This window comes from Chitinophaga varians (assembly GCF_014529945.1).
GTDB classification, from domain to species: domain Bacteria; phylum Bacteroidota; class Bacteroidia; order Chitinophagales; family Chitinophagaceae; genus Chitinophaga; species Chitinophaga varians.
The window spans coordinates 1,281,715-1,299,371 of record NZ_JACVFB010000002.1; the positions used below are offsets into that span (position 1 = coordinate 1,281,715).

Genomic DNA, 17,657 nt, shown 5'->3' on the forward strand with positions numbered 1-17,657 from the left:
TCCTACTAATCAGAATTGTTTTAATGCAACCAAGACGAGTTGTCGTTACAGGTTTAGGCGCTCTTACACCGCTCGGCAATTCCGTAGCTGATTTCTGGCACGGATTGACGAACGGTGTATCCGGCGCGGATTACATCCGTCAATTTGACGCTTCCAAGTTCAAAACCCGTTTTGCTTGTGAACTGAAGAATTTCGACCCTACCAACTACCTGGATAAAAAGGAGGCCCGTAAGATGGACCCCTTTACACAGACAGCGGTGATATCCGCAGATCAGGCTATACAGGACGCCAATATCAACAAAGACAAGATCAATCTGGATCGTGCGGGTGTGATATGGGGTACCGGCGTTGGTGGGATGATCAACTTCAGCCATGAGCTGAAAGAATTCCACACCGGAGACGGGACTCCCCGCTTCAGCCCATTCCTGATCACCAGGCTTATCCTTGACATTGCTGCTGGTTCTATTTCTATCCGCCACGGCTTCAGGGGGCCTAATTTCTCTGTTGTATCTGCCTGCGCATCTGCCACCAATGCTATCATTGAGGCGATGTACAGTATCCGTTACGGTAAAACCGACCTCGTGGTTACCGGCGGTTCAGAGAATGTGATCAACGAGCCTTGTGTTGGCGGTTTTAACGCCATGAAGGCTTTATCTGAAAGAAACGATGATCCTAAAACGGCTTCCCGGCCTTTCGACCTTGACCGTGACGGTTTTGTAATGGGAGAAGGTGCGGGTGCGCTGGTACTGGAATCATTGGACCATGCGTTGGAAAGAGGTGCAAAAATTTATGCAGAGCTGGCCGGCGGAGGTGCTACTGCTGATGCCCATCATATTACCGCTCCTCATCCGGAAGGACTGGGCGCTATGAACGTGATGCGGCAGGCATTGGCTGATTCCGGTTTACAGGCAAATGATATTGATTATATCAATGTACACGGTACTTCTACCCCACTGGGTGATATCGCAGAAGTGAAGGCTATTCAAAAAGTATTTGGTGAACATGCTTATGACCTCAACATCAGCTCTACCAAATCCATGACTGGTCACCTGCTCGGTGCTGCCGGCGCTATTGAATCCATCGCCAGCATCATGTCTATCATCAATGGTATTGTACCACCCACAATTAACCATTTTACTGACGACCCTCAGCTAGACCCGAAATTAAATTTTACCTTTAACACCGCACAACATAGAGAAGTAAGAGCTGCATTATCCAATACCTTTGGGTTTGGAGGACATAATGCCTCTGTTATTTTCAAAAAATTTGTTCCTTGATCTTGATTGTGTGAAATTACTGCCAGGATTTTTATATCGACTCGTATCCAAGAAGCGGCACTTGTACAAAGAGCTCACGGCCCTGTTGGGTTTCCCGCCAGGTAACTTTGCCCTGTATGAGATAGCCCTTAGCCACCGCTCGAGCAAAGAGAAGTTCCTCGAAAGCAACGAACGGCTGGAATACCTCGGTGATGCCATCCTGGGAGCGATTGTGGGTGACTATCTCTTTAAAAAATATCCCTACAAAACAGAAGGATATCTGACGGAGATGCGCTCTAAAATCGTTAACCGCCAGCAACTGAATGATATCGCTATCAAGATGGGGCTGCGTAAACTCACGATCTACGACAAATACAACAGCTTCCTGAAGATCAGCCAGATCTTCGGTAATACCCTCGAAGCACTGGTAGGCGCGGTATATCTGGACCGTGGCTATAATAAAACCCAGCAGTTTGTTCACAAACGCATCCTTATGCCGTACATCGATATGGACCTGCTGGAGAGCGTAGAAATGAACCACAAAAACAAATTATACGGTTGGGCCAATAAAAACGGTAAAGTGCTCGAGTTTGAACTACTCGATGAACAAATGGACAATGGCCGGCGCATTTTTACCGTAGGCGCTGTCGTAGACGGTGAACTGATTTGCACCGGTAAAGCCTTCAATAAAAAAGACGCCAGCCAGATTGCTGCCCAGCAAGCCATTCAGCAACTGGGACTGTCAGACTAATTTTCCTCTTCTCTTATTTTACCGGATGCCGCAGTATGGTCTTCAGCTTCTCCGGCGCCGTTTTTCTGTAATCAGACAGGTATATTTCATGATGTCTGCCATTCATCTGAAACCCCTGCTGGTGCATGAATTCCTCCATTTTTGCCAATGATGCCGGTTCTTCACTGAATGGACCCAGGTGCATCAGCTGAATACATTTCCCTTCTTCTTTCGTTTTAAGGTCTACATTTCTGAACAAGAGGGACTGCTTCTTTTTCTCCGCAGAAAGTACGGAAGCCGATAGTTGTTGCCGGGTAACGTAGTCGGGCATACGAATAGCCAGCTCATAGTACCATTCGCTGCGGGGCACCAGTAATGGCTCAACGGAGGTGTCTTCTACCCACCAAAAGCCTTCCAGTTTGCTGACAGTGAAATCTTTGTCGGCCTTTTTGCACATGAATTTGATACCATAGGCCACCGCATAAAGGGCGCCGAGATTTTCGGCGTAAACGTCTCCGTTGGGATCACCTTTGCCATTGATGGTCAGGAACAGTCCTTTTTCAATAACAGCCACCTGCGGTGTGGTAGTGGCTGTATAGTAGCTCTTAAAAGCTTTAGTAAGATCCAGTTTATTCATTTCTGTTGGGTTGAGGGTAGCATCAATTTTAAATCCTATAAGTAATAACAGTGCCCACCAAAGGGCATCCCTGCATTTCATGATATCAAGGTTTTATAATGCCGATCTGAACATTGGTGATATTTTGATCCGGCTGATTGAAATCGTATTGGAAATACTGCTCCCGGTTGTAACCGCTCATGGGGATACCCAATACCTGCAGCACGCTTATCAGTTGACCGTAAGTATCTCCCAGTTTGTCCCATCCACCTTCATGGGTGGTGCTGATGCAGTCGAAGGCCGGCAGTGTCTCACATTGGTAGGGTGCCGGTACGGGAGCGATGGCTGTCACCGGAAGACCGATATCGAGGCGGAAGACGGTTTCGGGGTTACCATCAAACTGATGGTAATGCCACTGCACGGGGCCGGAGACTTCCAGGTCAGCAGCGATTGCTTGCTGGTACATCTCCCGTGTGGCAGTCCGCACCAATGGCAGCATGCCTTCCATATTCACTTCGTAGCTGCGGTAGAAGAAAGGCAGCGGCTGTACATGGCTGAATTTGGGGGTAGAGCCGGCAGCGTCGAAGAAGCCGAACCAGAATGCCAGTTCCTGCTTGTCGAGCAGGCCGAGCGCGGCATAGATTTCTTTGGTGAAAGGTACCATGGCGGTACCTGCAGCAGTGATCAGGTTGCCGCTTGTTACCGCTGGCCGGTTGATATAGTGGGCAACGCCTTTATACGCAGGGGCCATCATTTGCAGTACCTGGGCGTCATTGCCGGTATGTGCCACATGGTCCAGCAGGCCTTGATTACCGAGGAAGGCCGTGGCATCGCAGATAGCGGCGAGCAGGCGGCCGCTCTCCAGTTGTTTCAGGAGCAGGGGCAGCAGGGCGCGATGTTCGCTGCCGCTGGCGATGGTGGTGCCGCCGGGGATGATCAGCAGGTCGATGTCAGTTGCCATAGCCTGTTCCAGGCTTTGCTGCGGTTGTACGCTTACATTACCGCCGGAAGTGACTGGCTGGCCATCCAGTGAAAATGGCACCACCTGTATGTCGGTGAAGTTGTTCAGTCCAAAAATGGCCAGCGCCGGTTCCCAGTCAGAATAGCCATTGTATACATACACGTAGCAGTTGCGTTGCGTTTTCATATTGTTTCTTTTAATTACAATACAAAGCAACGAACGGGGTGTGACAACCCTATGTCAGGAGAGTTTTATTTATTTATTTAATCATTTGGTTATTTAATGATTAAATGGCAAAATAACCAAATGCCTAAATGAGATAATGGTCTTTCAGTTCGGTTATCAGCTCACGCATCGTGACTTTGAGCGCTTCCGGCTCCACTATGACCACGCTATTACCGAACATGACCAGGTAACGGGCCAGGTAAAGCAGGCCGGATGTGAGAAAAGTCAGTTCTATTTTGTCTCCTTTCGTGATTTCATCCATCAGGCCGAAGTAATAGAGCTGATTACGCATATATCGCCGGAACTCTTTGTCTACCGCTATTTTTACCAGCAGCGTTTTCTCAGGGGTGGCGCTGCGGCGCTGTTCCAGGTATTCCTGCAGGGATATACGTTTGTCTTTTTTATAATAGGAAGAAGTGAGACTGAGCTTACGGATACGGTCTACCCGGAAATCGCGGTAGCCCTGCCGGAGCCGGCACCAGGCAATCAGGTGCCAGTTGCTGCCATCGTGAAAAATACCAATGGGCTCCGCTTCCCGCCGGGTGGCTACTTCCTCCTGAAAGGAAAAGTACTCCATATTGACCACCTGCTGGTGCCCCAGTGCATGTTGCAGTTCTGAGAGAAACCGGTTGGGGAAGTTATCTTCTTCCACCGGTCCATAGTTCCGCTGTACCACGATATTTTCATCGAGGGATTCCAGGAAGTCCTTTTCTGACCCGCGTAGTACCGAACGGATTTTTTCCATGGCGAAGCCAAACTGTTTCCGGCTGGAATGGTCGCCAAACTGCTCCATGAGCTTCTCCCCTGTCAGCAGGGCGCCTGCCTCTTCTTTGGAAAACATCACAGGGGGCAGGTGATAGCCGTCCACAATATAATAGCCGGTGCCGGCTTCGGCACCAATGGGCACGCCGGCCTCCTGTAAAGCTTTCACATCGCGGTATACGGTACGCAGACTGATATTGAACCGCTCGGATATTTCGGCGGCCTTTACTATTTTTTTGCCTTGTAATTGAATCAGAATGGCAGTTAGCCTGTCGATACGGTTCATGAAATTGCCAGGTTGAGACCTCTAATTTCGGGTGCCTGAAATTATTTTTTATTTTTTTTTGTCCCGGCATTAAACTTTGGGGAGAATAAACTGTCTTTAATACGTAACAAATCTCTGAGAAATAATTAAGTGGTTGATTTCGAGAGTTATAGGAATTTTCAGAGATACACAAACACGATGCTACAGTACAGAATATAGGTTAAATGGTAAGCCCCTGCAATTTCTTGCGGGGGCCTGTTTTTTTCCCCAGGGCTGAAGCCCGGGGTAAGATGTTCTTCAGTTTCTCTCTCGTTGTTGGTACCTGCTTGCAGGCAAAGTCATTTCCGTTGTCTTTATGGCGTATGAATGTTTCTTGTGATGGTCGGTGATAGTTAATAACTCATATCGGTAAGTTTCACCTTGCCCCGGAAAGTCCAGAAAACGAAGGTACTGTAAGCGATCACCAGCGGTGTGCCAACAGCAGCGATCAGCAGCATGATCTTCAGGGACTTGTTGGAAGACGCCGCCTGATAAATACTGATACTGTACGCCGGGTCTGTGGTAGACAACACAATATTGGGATACAACCCTACGGCAAACAGGATCAGCAGGCAGGAAGTGATGATACAGGAATAGAAAAAGGCGGTAAAATATTTTCTGGCGTCAATGTTCCGTTTAATATTCAGAAGGATAAACACTGCCACCATCGGCAGGATAAACAATTCCGGATGGTTTTTAAACTGATGTGTCATGTGCGGAATGTATATCAGTGTAGCCATCGACGTTAGAATGAAGCACAGAATGAAAAACTTACTGCAATTGTTCACCATGATCGTCAGTTTGGCATAGAGGCGGTTTTCAGTCTTCATCACCAGATAAATAGCGCCATGCAGCATAAACAGCGACAAGGTGGTGAAAGCGATCAGGATGGCATAAGGGTTAAAGAAGGTCCACAGGTTGCCGGTAAATTCATGCGCTTTGTTAATTGGTAATCCGTGGATAAGATTGCCCAGCACCAGTCCCAGCAGTAGCGTAATAGCCGTGCTGGAAACGGTATAGGAGACGTCCCACATCTTCCGCCACCATGGCCACGGCTCCTTGCTGCGGAACTCAATGGAGATAGCCCTGAAAATGAGGGCCACCAAAAACAGCATGAACGGGATATAGAAAGTGGAGAAAATGACACCGTATACCAGCGGGAAACCAGCAAACAGCGCACCACCGGCTATCACCAGCCACACTTCATTACCATCCCATACAGGTCCGATAGCGTTGAGTACGAGCCGCCGGCTTTCTTCCTTATTAAAAAACAGGTGTAGTGAGCCCGCTCCGAGGTCAAAGCCATCGAGCACGCCGTAACCGGTGATCAGTCCGCCGATCACTAAAAACCACCAGGTGGGGAGGTCCAGTCCGAGAATTGTTTCCATGCAACTGTATTTTAAGAAGGAAGATTAGTCAGGTTATTTGGATAGTACTGGTCGTGATCATCATCATGCTTGCTGCCTGCAATGTCCGGTCCATGCTGTATTTTACGGTTGAGCAGATACAGGAAAAGCATAAACAGCAACATATATACCAGTGTAAATAACACCAACGAAAACATCACCTGATCAGCGGTCACTTTTTTGGAGAGCGCATCGGAGGTGCGTAACAGTTTGTACACCACCCAGGGCTGCCTGCCCACTTCTGCTGCATACCAGCCTACCTGATTGGCGATCTGTGGCAGCAATACAGCCCAGGCAAATATGATCATCAGCCAGCGTTGCTGAAATAGTTTTTTTCTCCACAGTAATATCAAAGCCAGCAGGGTAAGGCCAATCAGCGTCATGCCGATGGAGATCATCATATGATAGGTCTGGAACACGAAGTTGACTGCCCGGGGCCTGTCTTCCGGCGGCGTGGCGTGCAGACCTTCCACCGGAGCGCTGAAGCTGCCGTGTGTCAGGAAGGACAAGCCTCCGGGGATTTTAATACCGGTAGTTTTTTCTTCTTTATTGTTGACCCAGCCGATGATATACATGTCTGCTACCGCAAGGCTATCGTAATGCCCCTCCATGGCGGCCAGTTTGGCCGGTTGATATTTGCTGACGTAGTGCGCGGAGCGATGCCCGGTGAAAAGCTGTGCCAGTGCGGCAATTACTGCTACCGACAACCCTACTTTAAACATGGCCTGCGCATGTTCCACGAAACGTTTTTTCAGGATATACCAGGCGCTAACGCTCATCACGAGAAAAGCGCCTGCCAGGAATGAACCAATGATCACATGTGCATAGCGGTCCACGCTGGAAGGGTTGTTGACCATCTCCCAGAAATCGGTCACTACGGCTCTTGCGCCCAGGTCATGCCCTTCGATGCGGTAACCGGCCGGTGTTTGCTGCCAGGAGTTGGCGATCACAATCCACAAGGCAGACAGGGCGGAACCTACCGCCACCATGATGGTAGAGAAATAATGGACGGCTTTATGGACACGGTCCCATCCAAACAGCAATACACCCAGAAAAGCAGATTCCATAGCAAACGCGAAGATGCCTTCCGCGGCCAGCGCGCTTCCGAAGATATCCCCCACGTAATGTGAATAGGTGGCCCAGTTGGTGCCAAACTCAAATTCCATGACGATACCGGTAGCTACGCCAATACCAAATATGAGGGCGAAGATCTTGATCCAGAACTTCGTAATCTCCTTGTACAGCAGTTTACCTGTTTTCAGGTATAACCCTTCCATAATCACCAAACATAAGCCCAGTCCGATACTCAGCGGAGGATAGATGTAATGGAAGGCAATGGTGAAGGCAAACTGTATCCTGGATAGTATTTCAACAGAAGGCATAATCTCGAATTATGTTCACAAAGTTAGTAGCTGCTCCAATCTGTCAAACTGATGTTTATCATGTATGTATAAATATATAATATTTTATCACACAAAGGTCTCGCAAAGTCGCAAAGCAGCAAAGTCGCAAAGATTTTTTAAGATTAAATAAAAAAGCAAAGGAGCGGAGATCAAATTTGATCTCCGCTCCTTTGCTTTCTCTGCTCGCTTATGTAATCTTTGCGACTTTGCTGCTTTGCGACTTTGCGAGACGCCTTTGTGTGAACTAAGCTTCCATGGTTTCAAACTCTTTCTTCCTTTCCCGGTATTCTTCCATGGTGAAGTTATAAACCACAGAGTCGCGTTTGTTTTTGTTAGACACAAAGTGACAGGCATGAATATACGGTTCTGCGATATTTAGTTTGTCCAGTGGCGTTACCACCAGCAACTGAAGGTTGAGCTGACCACAATATTCCATCAGGTAGTGGCTCTTCTCCGGGTCCAGTTTGCTGAAGGCCTCATCCACCGTGATAAAGCGCAGGCTGCGGTGCTGGCGGTTGGCCTCGTTGATACCAAACTGGTAGGCGATGGCGGCGCCCAGAATGGTGTAGGTGAACTGTGCTTTTTCACCACCGGAAAGGCTGGCGGTGTCCTCGTAGTATTTGAAGGCTTTATTATCGGAGATATAGTATTCTTTAGCCCCGAAGTCGAGCCAGTTACGGACATCCGTTACTTTACGGCGCCATGCTTCATTTTGCTGTAGTTCGGTGATCAGTACTTTGATATTTTCAAAGAGTTGTTCACCATAGGCTTCGTCTTTTTCCAGGTGGTACTTCATGGAGTCTGGTACGGCGCCGCTCAGTTTCTCTTTGAAGTTGCGGATCTCCACGTCTTTTACGTGGCGGCATTCCAGCTGGAGGTAGGTATCCGGGTTTTTGTTGAAGGTGATGTTACGGAGTGGTTCGTTGAGATCGTCCATGACTTCCCGGATCAGGTCTTCCTGTCCGTATATCCATGCCCGGTAGTTGGTGATGGCGTTGAGCATACTGGTGTCCATGTACTTACGGAAACGTTCCTTATGCTCGATGAGGCGCTGGTATTTGATATTCTCGTATAATGACGTGAATTCGTCGAGGTACCGGACATGGGGCTGCAGATCGCTGACGTCGCCGAGCCATTCAGGATAGGCATCGTGGATGGCTTTGGAAGGCATCACGAAGGCAGACAGCTGTCGGGTGATTTCGCTTTCTTTTTCGGCCGACTGGCGCATGGCGTCGTGCAGGGTGGCTTTCAGGTTGTCGTCTGCCCGTTTGCGGTACGAGGCCAGTTCTGCGGTGGTTTCGGCCGGTTCGGTGAGCGACAGGTCGGAGAGGTATTCCAGCACGTATTGCAGTGAGATATCGTCCAGCGGATTTACTTTCAGCTGATTGAAATGACGCAGCTTATCGGCCGCTTTATCATCGATACGGCCTTTTTCCTGCAAGGCTCTTTCTTTCTCTTTCTCTTTGTCCTGTATCTGTGCGATGGCTTCGTCGAGCTGATCGCAGATCACCTGGTATTTGTCGCTTGTTTTCAGCAGCTGTGCTTTCTCCCGGGCAAACGATTCGATGACGCCGGCGTGTGTCTGCCAGTTGATTTCGCTGTAGTTGCGGAGCGAGAGGAAGGCGTTCAGCAGGGTATTGACGGTGGTAATGGCCTTGCGGGTATTTTCCAGCTGTGAAATGCTGTGCTGCAATGTTTCAATATTGCTGCTGCATTCGTCTTGTTCTGCTTTAAGCAGCCGCAGTTTGTTTTTATTGTTCCAGCCGAGCACATAGTTGTTCTGTTGTGAGCGGTTGGGGCGGTCATCTTTCTCGTGACGTGTAGCCTGCCGCGTTAGTCCGTTAGAAGTAACAGCTTTGCGCGATTTGTTGAACACGGCCATGTCATCGGTGCAGGTATAATCAAACTGGTCCAGCAGCTGGTTTTGCAGCCATTCTTTGAAAATGGTGCCGGGTTTGATTTCTATTTTCTGCAGGAGGCTTTCCTTTTCGGTAGGCATCCTGAGCATGGTATAGTTTTCGTCTTCCACTTTATGGTAAACGAGGCGTGTCTGCAGGTTGTTGGAGTTGATGTATTTGTTGATGTCCATGATGTACTCTTCCGGTACCAGCAGGCGCAGGCCGAAGTTGTGGAGTACTTTTTCGATGGCGCTTTCCCAGCGGCTTTCGCTGTCTTTTACACGTATCAGCTCACCTACAAACGGGAGGTCATCTTCCTGTACATCGAGCATGTCTGCCAGCTGTTGCCGGATACGTACCAGCTCGTAGGGGATGTTGTTTTTACGGTTGAGGAAGGATTCTATTTCTTCTTCCAGCCGTGTTACCTGCGCCCTTTCAGCGGTGAGGCTGCTCTTGTAGTGGAACATCTCTTCCTGCAGTGTTTCCAGCTGTTTGTCGTGTGCGCCTTTCAGCTGTTCAGCGCCATTGATATTTTCGTGGAACTGCTGTTCGTCCGGATTGGGGGCCAGTTCCAGCCGGTCGGCGAGCATGTTGTACTCTTCCATCTTATTACGTTTCCCTTCGAGGGCTTTCTGTTCGTAGTGGATGGATTTTTCGATGGAGCGCAGCTGTTCGTCAACACTGTTGTTGGCTTTCTGGGCAATCAGCTCGTCCTTGCGGAGATTCATCGTTTGCAGATGTTCATTGATACCGCTGAGGATGGTGGCTGTTTTCTGTTGTTCTTTTTGCAGCGCTTCCAGTTCCTTTTCGAGGATGTCTTTTTCCTGTTTGTTGAACCAGGCGGGCAGTATATCCTGCAGCATCTGCAGTTCGCGGTTGCGGTCCTGTAGTTCCTGCCAGGCTGTTTTGTTGGCGATGATAGGTTCCAGCATTTTAAGCTGGGTTTCATCTTTCTGGATGGCGCGGTGGCTGGACAGGAGGCTGTCGTAGTTTTCGCGCAGTTTCAGGAATTCGCCTTCAGCGTCGGTTTCTTCGAGCATCTGGCTGCGGATGAAGGTATTGAGGTCGCCCAATACTTTAATGCCGACTGTCTGGTTAAAGAGCGACAGGGCTTTCTCGCTGCGCAGGCCGAAGATATTGCTGAAGAGGGCGGCGTATTCTTTAAAGCTGTCGGTGATTTCTGTTTTAGGATATTCGAGGCGGAGTTTCTTTTTCCAGTCGCCTTTCATATCGAATTTACCTGCACCGAAGTGGTCGTTGATATTGAGTTTGTGGGGAGAAACGATGAATTGTCTTTTCAGTTCTCCGGAATACCAGCGTACCTGCGCCAGGGTGATCTGGTGCATGGTGGCGGCATTGTAGAAATAGGCCAGCAGTACGGAGTACGGGTTGTTCTCCTTGTGGCGGAGCTGTTCGGTTTTGGATTGCAGCGAGTCTTCGGAGAAGGTTTTGCCGTAGTATCCCCAGAAGTAGGATTCTTCGCCGCGGTCTTTTCGTTGGTCCGTACCGGACGACTGGTTATAGAAGCGTTTGCCTGAGGGCACGAGCAGTGTCAGCAGGGCATCGATCAGTGTGGTTTTGCCGCTGCCATTGGCGCCGGTGAGCAGAGAGGTCTGGCCACTGGTATTAACGCGGTATATTTTATTATGGAACGTGCCCCAGTTGTATATTTCAAGATATTGTAACCGGAACCCGCTTTCTTTAGAATCACTGTTGAACAGGGTTGACATGCAATTTCAGTTTTGATTTGATTTCTTCCAGTTTCTCGTTGTTGACCAGTGCTTTGATCACCCTTTTTATTTCGTACTGATGCAGTTCCTTATTGGCTGCGTCTTCGCGTGTCGCTTTCAGGATACCGATGTTGAGCAGGCTGTTGATAGGCTTGTTCAGGTCTTTGAGCAGTTTGGATTTGTTGTTCCGCTCTTTGAAGAAGAGGGCGAGCCTTTCTTTGATTTCCTTTTGTGTCATGAACAGCCGGGTACCGTTGCCTTTGATGTCAAATTCATCGAGGGCTTCGCGGAGCACGATGCAGAGCAGGGTGGCTTCGTAGGTGAGCCTGGTTTTACGCATCAGGCGCGGCAGGGGTTTGTCGCCGGAGGTATCGTCTGCGTCGGGTTGCAGGATACGGGCGAATCCGTCGCTTTCGTTAATGATCAGTTGCAGTCCTACCTGATTCAGGTATTTGCTGAGTTCTGTTTGCCAGCCCAGCAGGTCTTTCCAGTAAGCTTTGTCTTCTTCGTACACGGGTCCCTGCATCAGTTTGAGGAACACGTGCGCAAAGGGAGAAATATTGTTATCAGCCATGTTTCATATTAGTTTTGAGAGTTTGTGAACAGCACCATCGGCATGTTGATGACGCGGTTGCCCAGGGATACCGGATCAGGCGTTTCCAGTATGATGTGGCTGGATGACTGGCTGGCGATGGAGAAATAGGTGATGAGTTCTGTCAGCCCTTTTTCTGTGCCATAGATATCTACCAGTTCCTTCAAACTGATTTGTTTTTTGTTTTGCAATTGGGTGTTGATACGGTCCTCGAGGAGGGTGCGATCAATGTTAAAGTGATTGAACAGCGCATCCATATCGGAATCGGAGAAGTCGTTGCCACCAATACCTTCGGGGAATTCCACATCGGGATGTGTTTTTTTGTCTTCAGCCATCTCCCAGCGGTCCAGCATGTCGATTTCCGGATCGCTTTCTATATCGATATAAAATTCTTCGCCGGGTACATTGTCCAGTGTCTGGAAGGCCAGCTGGCGGATGTCGTTGATCAGCTCCATGGCTTTGCGGTGATCGGTGAGATTTTTTTCACTGAGTACGCGGCTGAGTTTATCGCTCAGCTTTTTGTTGGCGTCGATCACTTTTTTACCGGAGGCATGGAGAAACTGTTTCAGTTTTTTGAGGAAGCGGTCGTTTTTGTAGTCGATGTTCCGTTCTTCGAGCAGGCTATAGAGTTTTTCTATCAGCTGCTGCATTTCCGTTTGTTTGGTTTCATCCATGAGGAACTGCCAGAAGGAATAGAAGCTTTTGCCCTGGTCTTTCTGGCGGAGTGCTTCGAACGAGTCGAGGGTATAGGCCAGGAGGGCGCCTTTGGCGATATCGCGTTCACTTTGTTTGCGGTATATCTCCTGGGTGATCTGTTCAAAGTTATGTTCTACTTCCTTGAAATCGCTGAGGAGTTCTCTTGACATGCGGTTTACGTCATAGCACCGTTCTTTGATCTGGGTGTCGTCAAACACCTGTACCCGTCCGGTGATGGTGATGCTTTTGATCTCCTGTTCTATCTCGAATTTCTTTTTTTCCAGCTCCTGTATACGTTGTTTGGGGTCTTTGTTGCTCTGGTCTACCAGTTCCTTCAGTTTGGAAAAGATGTCTTTAAAGCGGCTTTCTGTGCCCACAAATTCCCTTTTCTGGAGGGTAGATACCCAGTGCATCACCTTTTCCATATCGCTGCTCAGCTCATGGATGTCGTTCCCGTCATCGTCGGGATACTTCCGAAGGAAGCCTTTATTGCTCCATTGTTCCACATATTTCCTGGCTCTTTCGTCTTCGTTGTCGAGCAGGGCGGAGGCGTCTATTTCGTCGTCTGTGGCGCGGTAGCCGGTGGCCACCAGATAATCGGACAGACGGGTCACCAGTTCCACATTGGGAACGGTGGTATGGTTTTTCTCCTTGAATGTTTGGTGAAAAAATGACAACATCATTGGCGCGCTACGTGCCCGGAGTATCTTTAGCGTGATCGACTGGGCATATAGATTACATAATTGATCATAAGTCATACGTAAAATTACGAATTACGAACTACGAATTACGAATTGAGGGCTGATTATTAGCCATTTTTTAGAATTTAAGCCCCGTAAGGACCCCCAATTCGTCATTCCTAATTCCTGATTTGAAATTTTTACATAATATATAGCCCGTCAGCCTTGGGTTTTACGGGTTGGGGCACCGGTTCTTCGCCCATCAGTTCTATCAGGTTGATTTCGATGGTGCGGGAGATGCTATCCAGCGGAATGCCCAGGGGGTGGTATTCGAACGGGTTCATGAGGGTGATGCCATTGAGATGGGTGACATGGAAAACGAAGCCAAACACCCATCCGAAGAGGATGGACCAGGCGCCGATGGACTCTGTCATCATCAGGGTGTTCATGATCACGTAGAACCAGATGAACAGCCGGGTGAAGTAAACGTAGCTGGGTGGGAAGACGGTATTTTTGATGCGTTCCGACTTGCCCATCTGATCGCAATGGTTGACCAGCATCTGGTTGAGCTCCAGGAAGGCGAAGCCGTCTACCACGCCGGATTGCCGGAGCTGCTGCAGGTCGGCCGACTGGAGATTGAGCAGGGCGTTGGGAATATTCTGGTGTTGCTGAACGTAGTCGATTTCTTCTTTGGTGAGGTAGCGGGTGTAGTAATCGTCGGGGAGTTTTCGGAGGTTCGTTTTCAGGGCGTATACAAAGGAAAGGTGGCGGTAGATCATGTGGCGGACGAAGGTCTGTTTTTCCTGGTCACCGTCTGTCTGCGTGTAGTGGAGCAGGTTTCTGGCCCAGGAGCGGGAGTCGTTGACGAGCGCCCCCCAGATCATGCGGGCCTCCCACCAGCGGTCATAAGCCTGATTGTTATTAAAGCCGATAAAAAAGGCGATGGCGGTACCCAGTACGGCCGATACCGCCACGGGGATGGCTATATGGGCAGAGAGCCAGTATTTATCTACAAAAAATACAACGGTACAACAGAGCAGCAGCATCAGGTCTACCTTCCAGGTGAAGGTAAAGATCTGGGCGAAGGAGAGGCGGTGTTTCAGCAGCATATATCATTTGGGTATTTTGTTATTTGGATATTTTGATATTTGAAATAACCTCGATACTGATTTATTTCTTCAGCAATTTATCCTTTAGAATGGTATTCATCACACTGTCTTTCAGTCCCCGGGAAACCGGTACGGAAGCCTGTCCCATGATGATCCGGTTGCCCTCGATACTGGTGATTTTCCGGGTGTTGATGATATACGATTTGTGCGTCTGAACAAATTCCGGACCGGTTACGTTTTCCACTATTGCTTTCAGGGTAGAATGGGTAAGGTACCGTCCGTGCGTGGTATGGATATACACGTAGTTTTCCATGGCCTCTATAAAGATAATGTCTTCCAGCAGTACACGCACCAATTTTTCCCCGGTTTTGATATAGATGTCCCTTTCTGCCACGGGGGCGGGCATTGCCGGCGTAAATACCTCCCGGGCGCGGTTAGCGGCCTTCAGGAAACGCTCAAAGGAGATCGGTTTCATGAGGTAGTCGATAGCATCGAGTTCAAAGCCTTTGAGCGCGTATTGTTCGTAGGCGGTCGTAAAGATCACTTTGGGCGGATGGGGAAGGCTTTCCAGCAGTTCCACCCCGTTGATGTAGGGCATTTCGATATCGAGGAAGAGCAGATCTGCCGGCTGTTGCCGGAGGAGATTATTGAGCGACAACGCATCTTCGCAGACGCCTGCCAGGGAGAGGAAGTCTATTTTTTCCACATATCCGGCCAGTCCTTTACGGGCTACAGGTTCATCGTCGGTGATAATGCAGCTGATCTTCATAATGCGATTTTTAGGTCTGCCGAATAGTGCTCGCGGCTATTGCAGATGGCCAGTTCATGTTTGCCCGGATAAAGCAGGGCAAGGCGGCGGCGCAGGTTTTCCAGTCCTATGCCGCCTTTTTTCTGTTTCATTTCGATGAGGGGGATGGCATTGCTGACATGGAACACCAGCCATCCGCTTTGCAGGTTGGCGGAGATATTGATCCAGTATTCGCCGCCGGCATATTTAAATGCGTTTTCCACCAGTGGTAATAACAATAACGGGTATACGCTTTGTTTGTTCAGCTGGTGGTCAATTTCCAATGTCAGCCGGAGATGTTCGTTCATGCGGCTCCGTTGCAGATCGATATAGGATTGCAGGTATTGCAGTTCTTTCCCCACGGCCACGGTCTGCTGATGGTCGTACAGCTGGTAGCGCAGCAGCTCCGACAGTTTTTCCACGGTATGTTTGGCGGTGCCCACGCTTTCGTCCATCTGGAAGTAGACGGTATTGAGGGCGTTGAACAGGAAATGCGGATGGAACTGGGCTTTCAGGAAGCGCAGCTCTGTCTGTAGCTGGTCGTTGCTGATTTTCTCCAGTAGCAGTTGCTGCTCATAACTTTTCCGCAGGGAGGCGTTGGCGCGTTTGATCACATAATACAGCAGATAAAACAAAGTAGGTATCAGGGTAAGATTGATCACATCATATAGCTGACATCCCCGCTCTCCGGTGAAATGCTGGATGGGCAGGATGATCCCGTCGGTAAAGACGATGATCACGGCGGATACTACCAGGTATTCCCTGATTACGGGGCCGGGCTTAGGCTGTTGCTGGTAATACTGTAACAGATAGTTTAGCATCCAGGCATAAATGTATCCTGTTGACAGCAGCAGGCATTCGATCGTTGTTTCCAGCAACGGCCGTTCCCAGAAGCGGAAACCGGTCAGTACCGCATTGATCAGGCGCATGCTGACATAAATAACGAAGGCATATAAAACCGGGAAAATGTATTTGCGCCAGAACTGTTCCATCGGAATCAAGTTAGTAAAAAAACTCGGACTGGGGCATTTGCACTTTCACCACTTTGCCGGTGGTAACTGGCGGTGTAGCGGGTTTTACGCCAAAGAAAAAGCGGGTGATCACGAAGGGTTTGATCAGCAGGTTAAAAAGGAGGATGCCAAAAAGCCAGGTACTGAGCATCACGAAAATGTATTCCAGTAGCGGAGGGTATTGCCAGTTTGCGACAAAGCCCGCGATGATGATGACGAGGGGCTGTTGCAGGAGGTAAAAAGGCCAGATAAAGAGATTGGCATAGTTCCGCAGGCGATGTTCCTGGTGAAGATATTTTTTGCCATAGCCTGTGAGGCAGAACACCCAGAGGCCGGCATGAACGGGTTCTGTCAACATCGCCACCAGTGGGCTGACGTGATAGTTTTGTCCGGCAACGACGAAGGAAACGGTCATCAGCAGCAATATCAGGGAGTAGCGGCGGTTATGTTCGAGGCTGTCCATTAGTTCGGGTTGCAGCATACAAAAGAAGCCGAGGACCAGCAGCATCCACCAGTACAGGAATACGAGGAGGGGCCCTGGGAAGCCCAGCAGCAAGCCGATGATGAATACTGCCGCCACGGGCAGCAGCAGCAGGAATATCCGCCGGCCGGGAACGAACCACAGCAGCGATTGTTGAAACCTGCGGGCCGAAGCGGTACGGAGCCAGCGGAAAAGAGGAATCATCATTACCATGTAAATGGTGAGGCATACGATGACCCAGAGATGATACCAGTTGCCCGGGTGGAGCGCCAGCCCGACCGCCGTGCGGTAGTAAGACCAGTATGTTCCGGGGTTACCGCTTTCCCATTGGCTCAGCCAGATCAGCAGCGGGAGCAGTCCGAACAGGCTGGTCAGCAATGGGGCCAGTAGCCGGCGTATCCAGAGCAATGTCATTTTAGCGTTGTTGCGTTTCAGTGCCATGTGCAGGGAGGTAGCCCCGGAGAGGAAGAACAGCAGCGGAATGCAGCTGCTGTTGAGCATATAGTTTATCTGGTCCGGCGCCGCGCTGGTAGCGGGGCGGGTAAACGGCCGTGCCGCGGTGAACAGGAAAATGCCCAGAATGGCCACCACCCTGAGCCAATCGAGGTAAGCCAGTCGGCAGGTTTTAATTTGCATCTGAATCGTGTTTTGCGCAAACCTAAGCCCTGCGGGCGTTTTGGAGGGGTGCGTTTTGACCATCTGCAGGAAACCTTTGACGAACTGTCATCGCATTCGTGGCCGGTACGGTGCCGTTATTTTTTTTCGTTGATCGATGTTTGTCTGGTTATCTCCTGCCGATTGCTCCCCGGCGTCCTTTGGTAAGTTTCGCGTTGGTCGTCTCCATGGTCAGTCCTTTTCTGCTTTATCATCTCCCTTCTGATCATCTCCCGAAAAAAATATTACCTTACAATTTATTAAAAACCAATCTGTTGTGTTTTTAAATACATATAGTCTATAGAATTAGTAGGATAATATATTTTTTCCCCTATCTTTGTATCATTATAAACCAAA

General features: G+C 49.3%; 14 protein-coding genes. 2 read left to right on the forward strand and 12 right to left on the reverse strand.

Annotation, left to right across the window (positions count from 1 at the left end):
• Positions 1-23: 23 nt before the first annotated feature.
• Both fabF and rnc read left to right on the forward strand, forming a co-directional pair.
• Positions 24-1,277 carry a beta-ketoacyl-ACP synthase II gene (fabF, locus tag ICL55_RS13105; protein ID WP_188097745.1) on the forward strand — a complete coding sequence of 418 codons (1,254 nt, stop codon included), beginning with the start codon at positions 24-26 and terminating at the stop codon, positions 1,275-1,277.
• Between the two features lie 61 nt (positions 1,278-1,338).
• The gene (gene rnc / locus ICL55_RS13110) at positions 1,339-2,007 is read left to right on the forward strand and encodes a ribonuclease III (protein WP_246496249.1); all 669 of its coding nucleotides are present in this window, start codon (positions 1,339-1,341) and stop codon (positions 2,005-2,007) included.
• Between the two features lie 13 nt (positions 2,008-2,020).
• Here the strand turns inward: rnc and ICL55_RS13115 are convergent, their stop codons facing one another.
• From ICL55_RS13115 to ICL55_RS13170, 12 genes are all read right to left on the reverse strand, one after another.
• Positions 2,021-2,704, reverse strand: coding sequence for a GyrI-like domain-containing protein (locus ICL55_RS13115; protein WP_246496252.1), 684 nt, complete (start codon positions 2,702-2,704; stop codon positions 2,021-2,023).
• A 4-nt stretch (positions 2,705-2,708) separates the two neighbouring features.
• Positions 2,709-3,749 carry a DJ-1/PfpI family protein gene (locus tag ICL55_RS13120; protein ID WP_188097749.1) on the reverse strand — a complete coding sequence of 347 codons (1,041 nt, stop codon included), beginning with the start codon at positions 3,747-3,749 and terminating at the stop codon, positions 2,709-2,711.
• A gap of 124 nt (positions 3,750-3,873) precedes the next feature.
• The gene (locus ICL55_RS13125) at positions 3,874-4,836 is read right to left on the reverse strand and encodes a helix-turn-helix transcriptional regulator (protein WP_188097750.1); all 963 of its coding nucleotides are present in this window, start codon (positions 4,834-4,836) and stop codon (positions 3,874-3,876) included.
• Between the two features lie 371 nt (positions 4,837-5,207).
• Positions 5,208-6,242, reverse strand: coding sequence for a cytochrome d ubiquinol oxidase subunit II (gene cydB, locus ICL55_RS13130; protein ID WP_188097752.1), 1,035 nt, complete (start codon positions 6,240-6,242; stop codon positions 5,208-5,210).
• A gap of 11 nt (positions 6,243-6,253) precedes the next feature.
• Positions 6,254-7,642: a cytochrome ubiquinol oxidase subunit I gene (locus tag ICL55_RS13135; RefSeq protein WP_188097754.1), complete on the reverse strand. Its 1,389-nt coding sequence runs from the start codon at positions 7,640-7,642 to the stop codon at positions 6,254-6,256.
• A gap of 265 nt (positions 7,643-7,907) precedes the next feature.
• Positions 7,908-11,291, reverse strand: a complete 3,384-nt coding sequence (locus ICL55_RS13140; protein WP_188097756.1) for an ATP-binding protein — start codon at positions 11,289-11,291, stop codon at positions 7,908-7,910.
• Entirely contained in the window at positions 11,269-11,865 is a 597-nt protein-coding gene (locus ICL55_RS13145; RefSeq protein WP_188097758.1) for a DUF4194 domain-containing protein, read from the reverse strand. Before ICL55_RS13145 ends, ICL55_RS13140 begins: the two co-directional genes overlap by 23 nt.
• 8 nt (positions 11,866-11,873) lie before the next feature.
• Entirely contained in the window at positions 11,874-13,337 is a 1,464-nt protein-coding gene (locus ICL55_RS13150; protein ID WP_188097761.1) for a DUF3375 domain-containing protein, read from the reverse strand.
• Between the two features lie 122 nt (positions 13,338-13,459).
• Complete coding sequence (locus ICL55_RS13155; protein WP_188097763.1) at positions 13,460-14,368, reverse strand: bestrophin family protein; 909 nt, start codon at positions 14,366-14,368, stop codon at positions 13,460-13,462.
• A 61-nt stretch (positions 14,369-14,429) separates the two neighbouring features.
• Positions 14,430-15,137, reverse strand: a complete 708-nt coding sequence (locus ICL55_RS13160; RefSeq protein WP_188097765.1) for a LytR/AlgR family response regulator transcription factor — start codon at positions 15,135-15,137, stop codon at positions 14,430-14,432.
• Positions 15,134-16,147, reverse strand: a complete 1,014-nt coding sequence (locus ICL55_RS13165; protein WP_188097767.1) for a sensor histidine kinase — start codon at positions 16,145-16,147, stop codon at positions 15,134-15,136. The genes ICL55_RS13160 and ICL55_RS13165 overlap by 4 nt, the downstream gene beginning before the upstream one ends.
• A gap of 10 nt (positions 16,148-16,157) precedes the next feature.
• Positions 16,158-17,282, reverse strand: a complete 1,125-nt coding sequence (locus ICL55_RS13170; RefSeq protein ID WP_188097769.1) for an acyltransferase family protein — start codon at positions 17,280-17,282, stop codon at positions 16,158-16,160.
• Positions 17,283-17,657 lie beyond the last annotated feature (375 nt).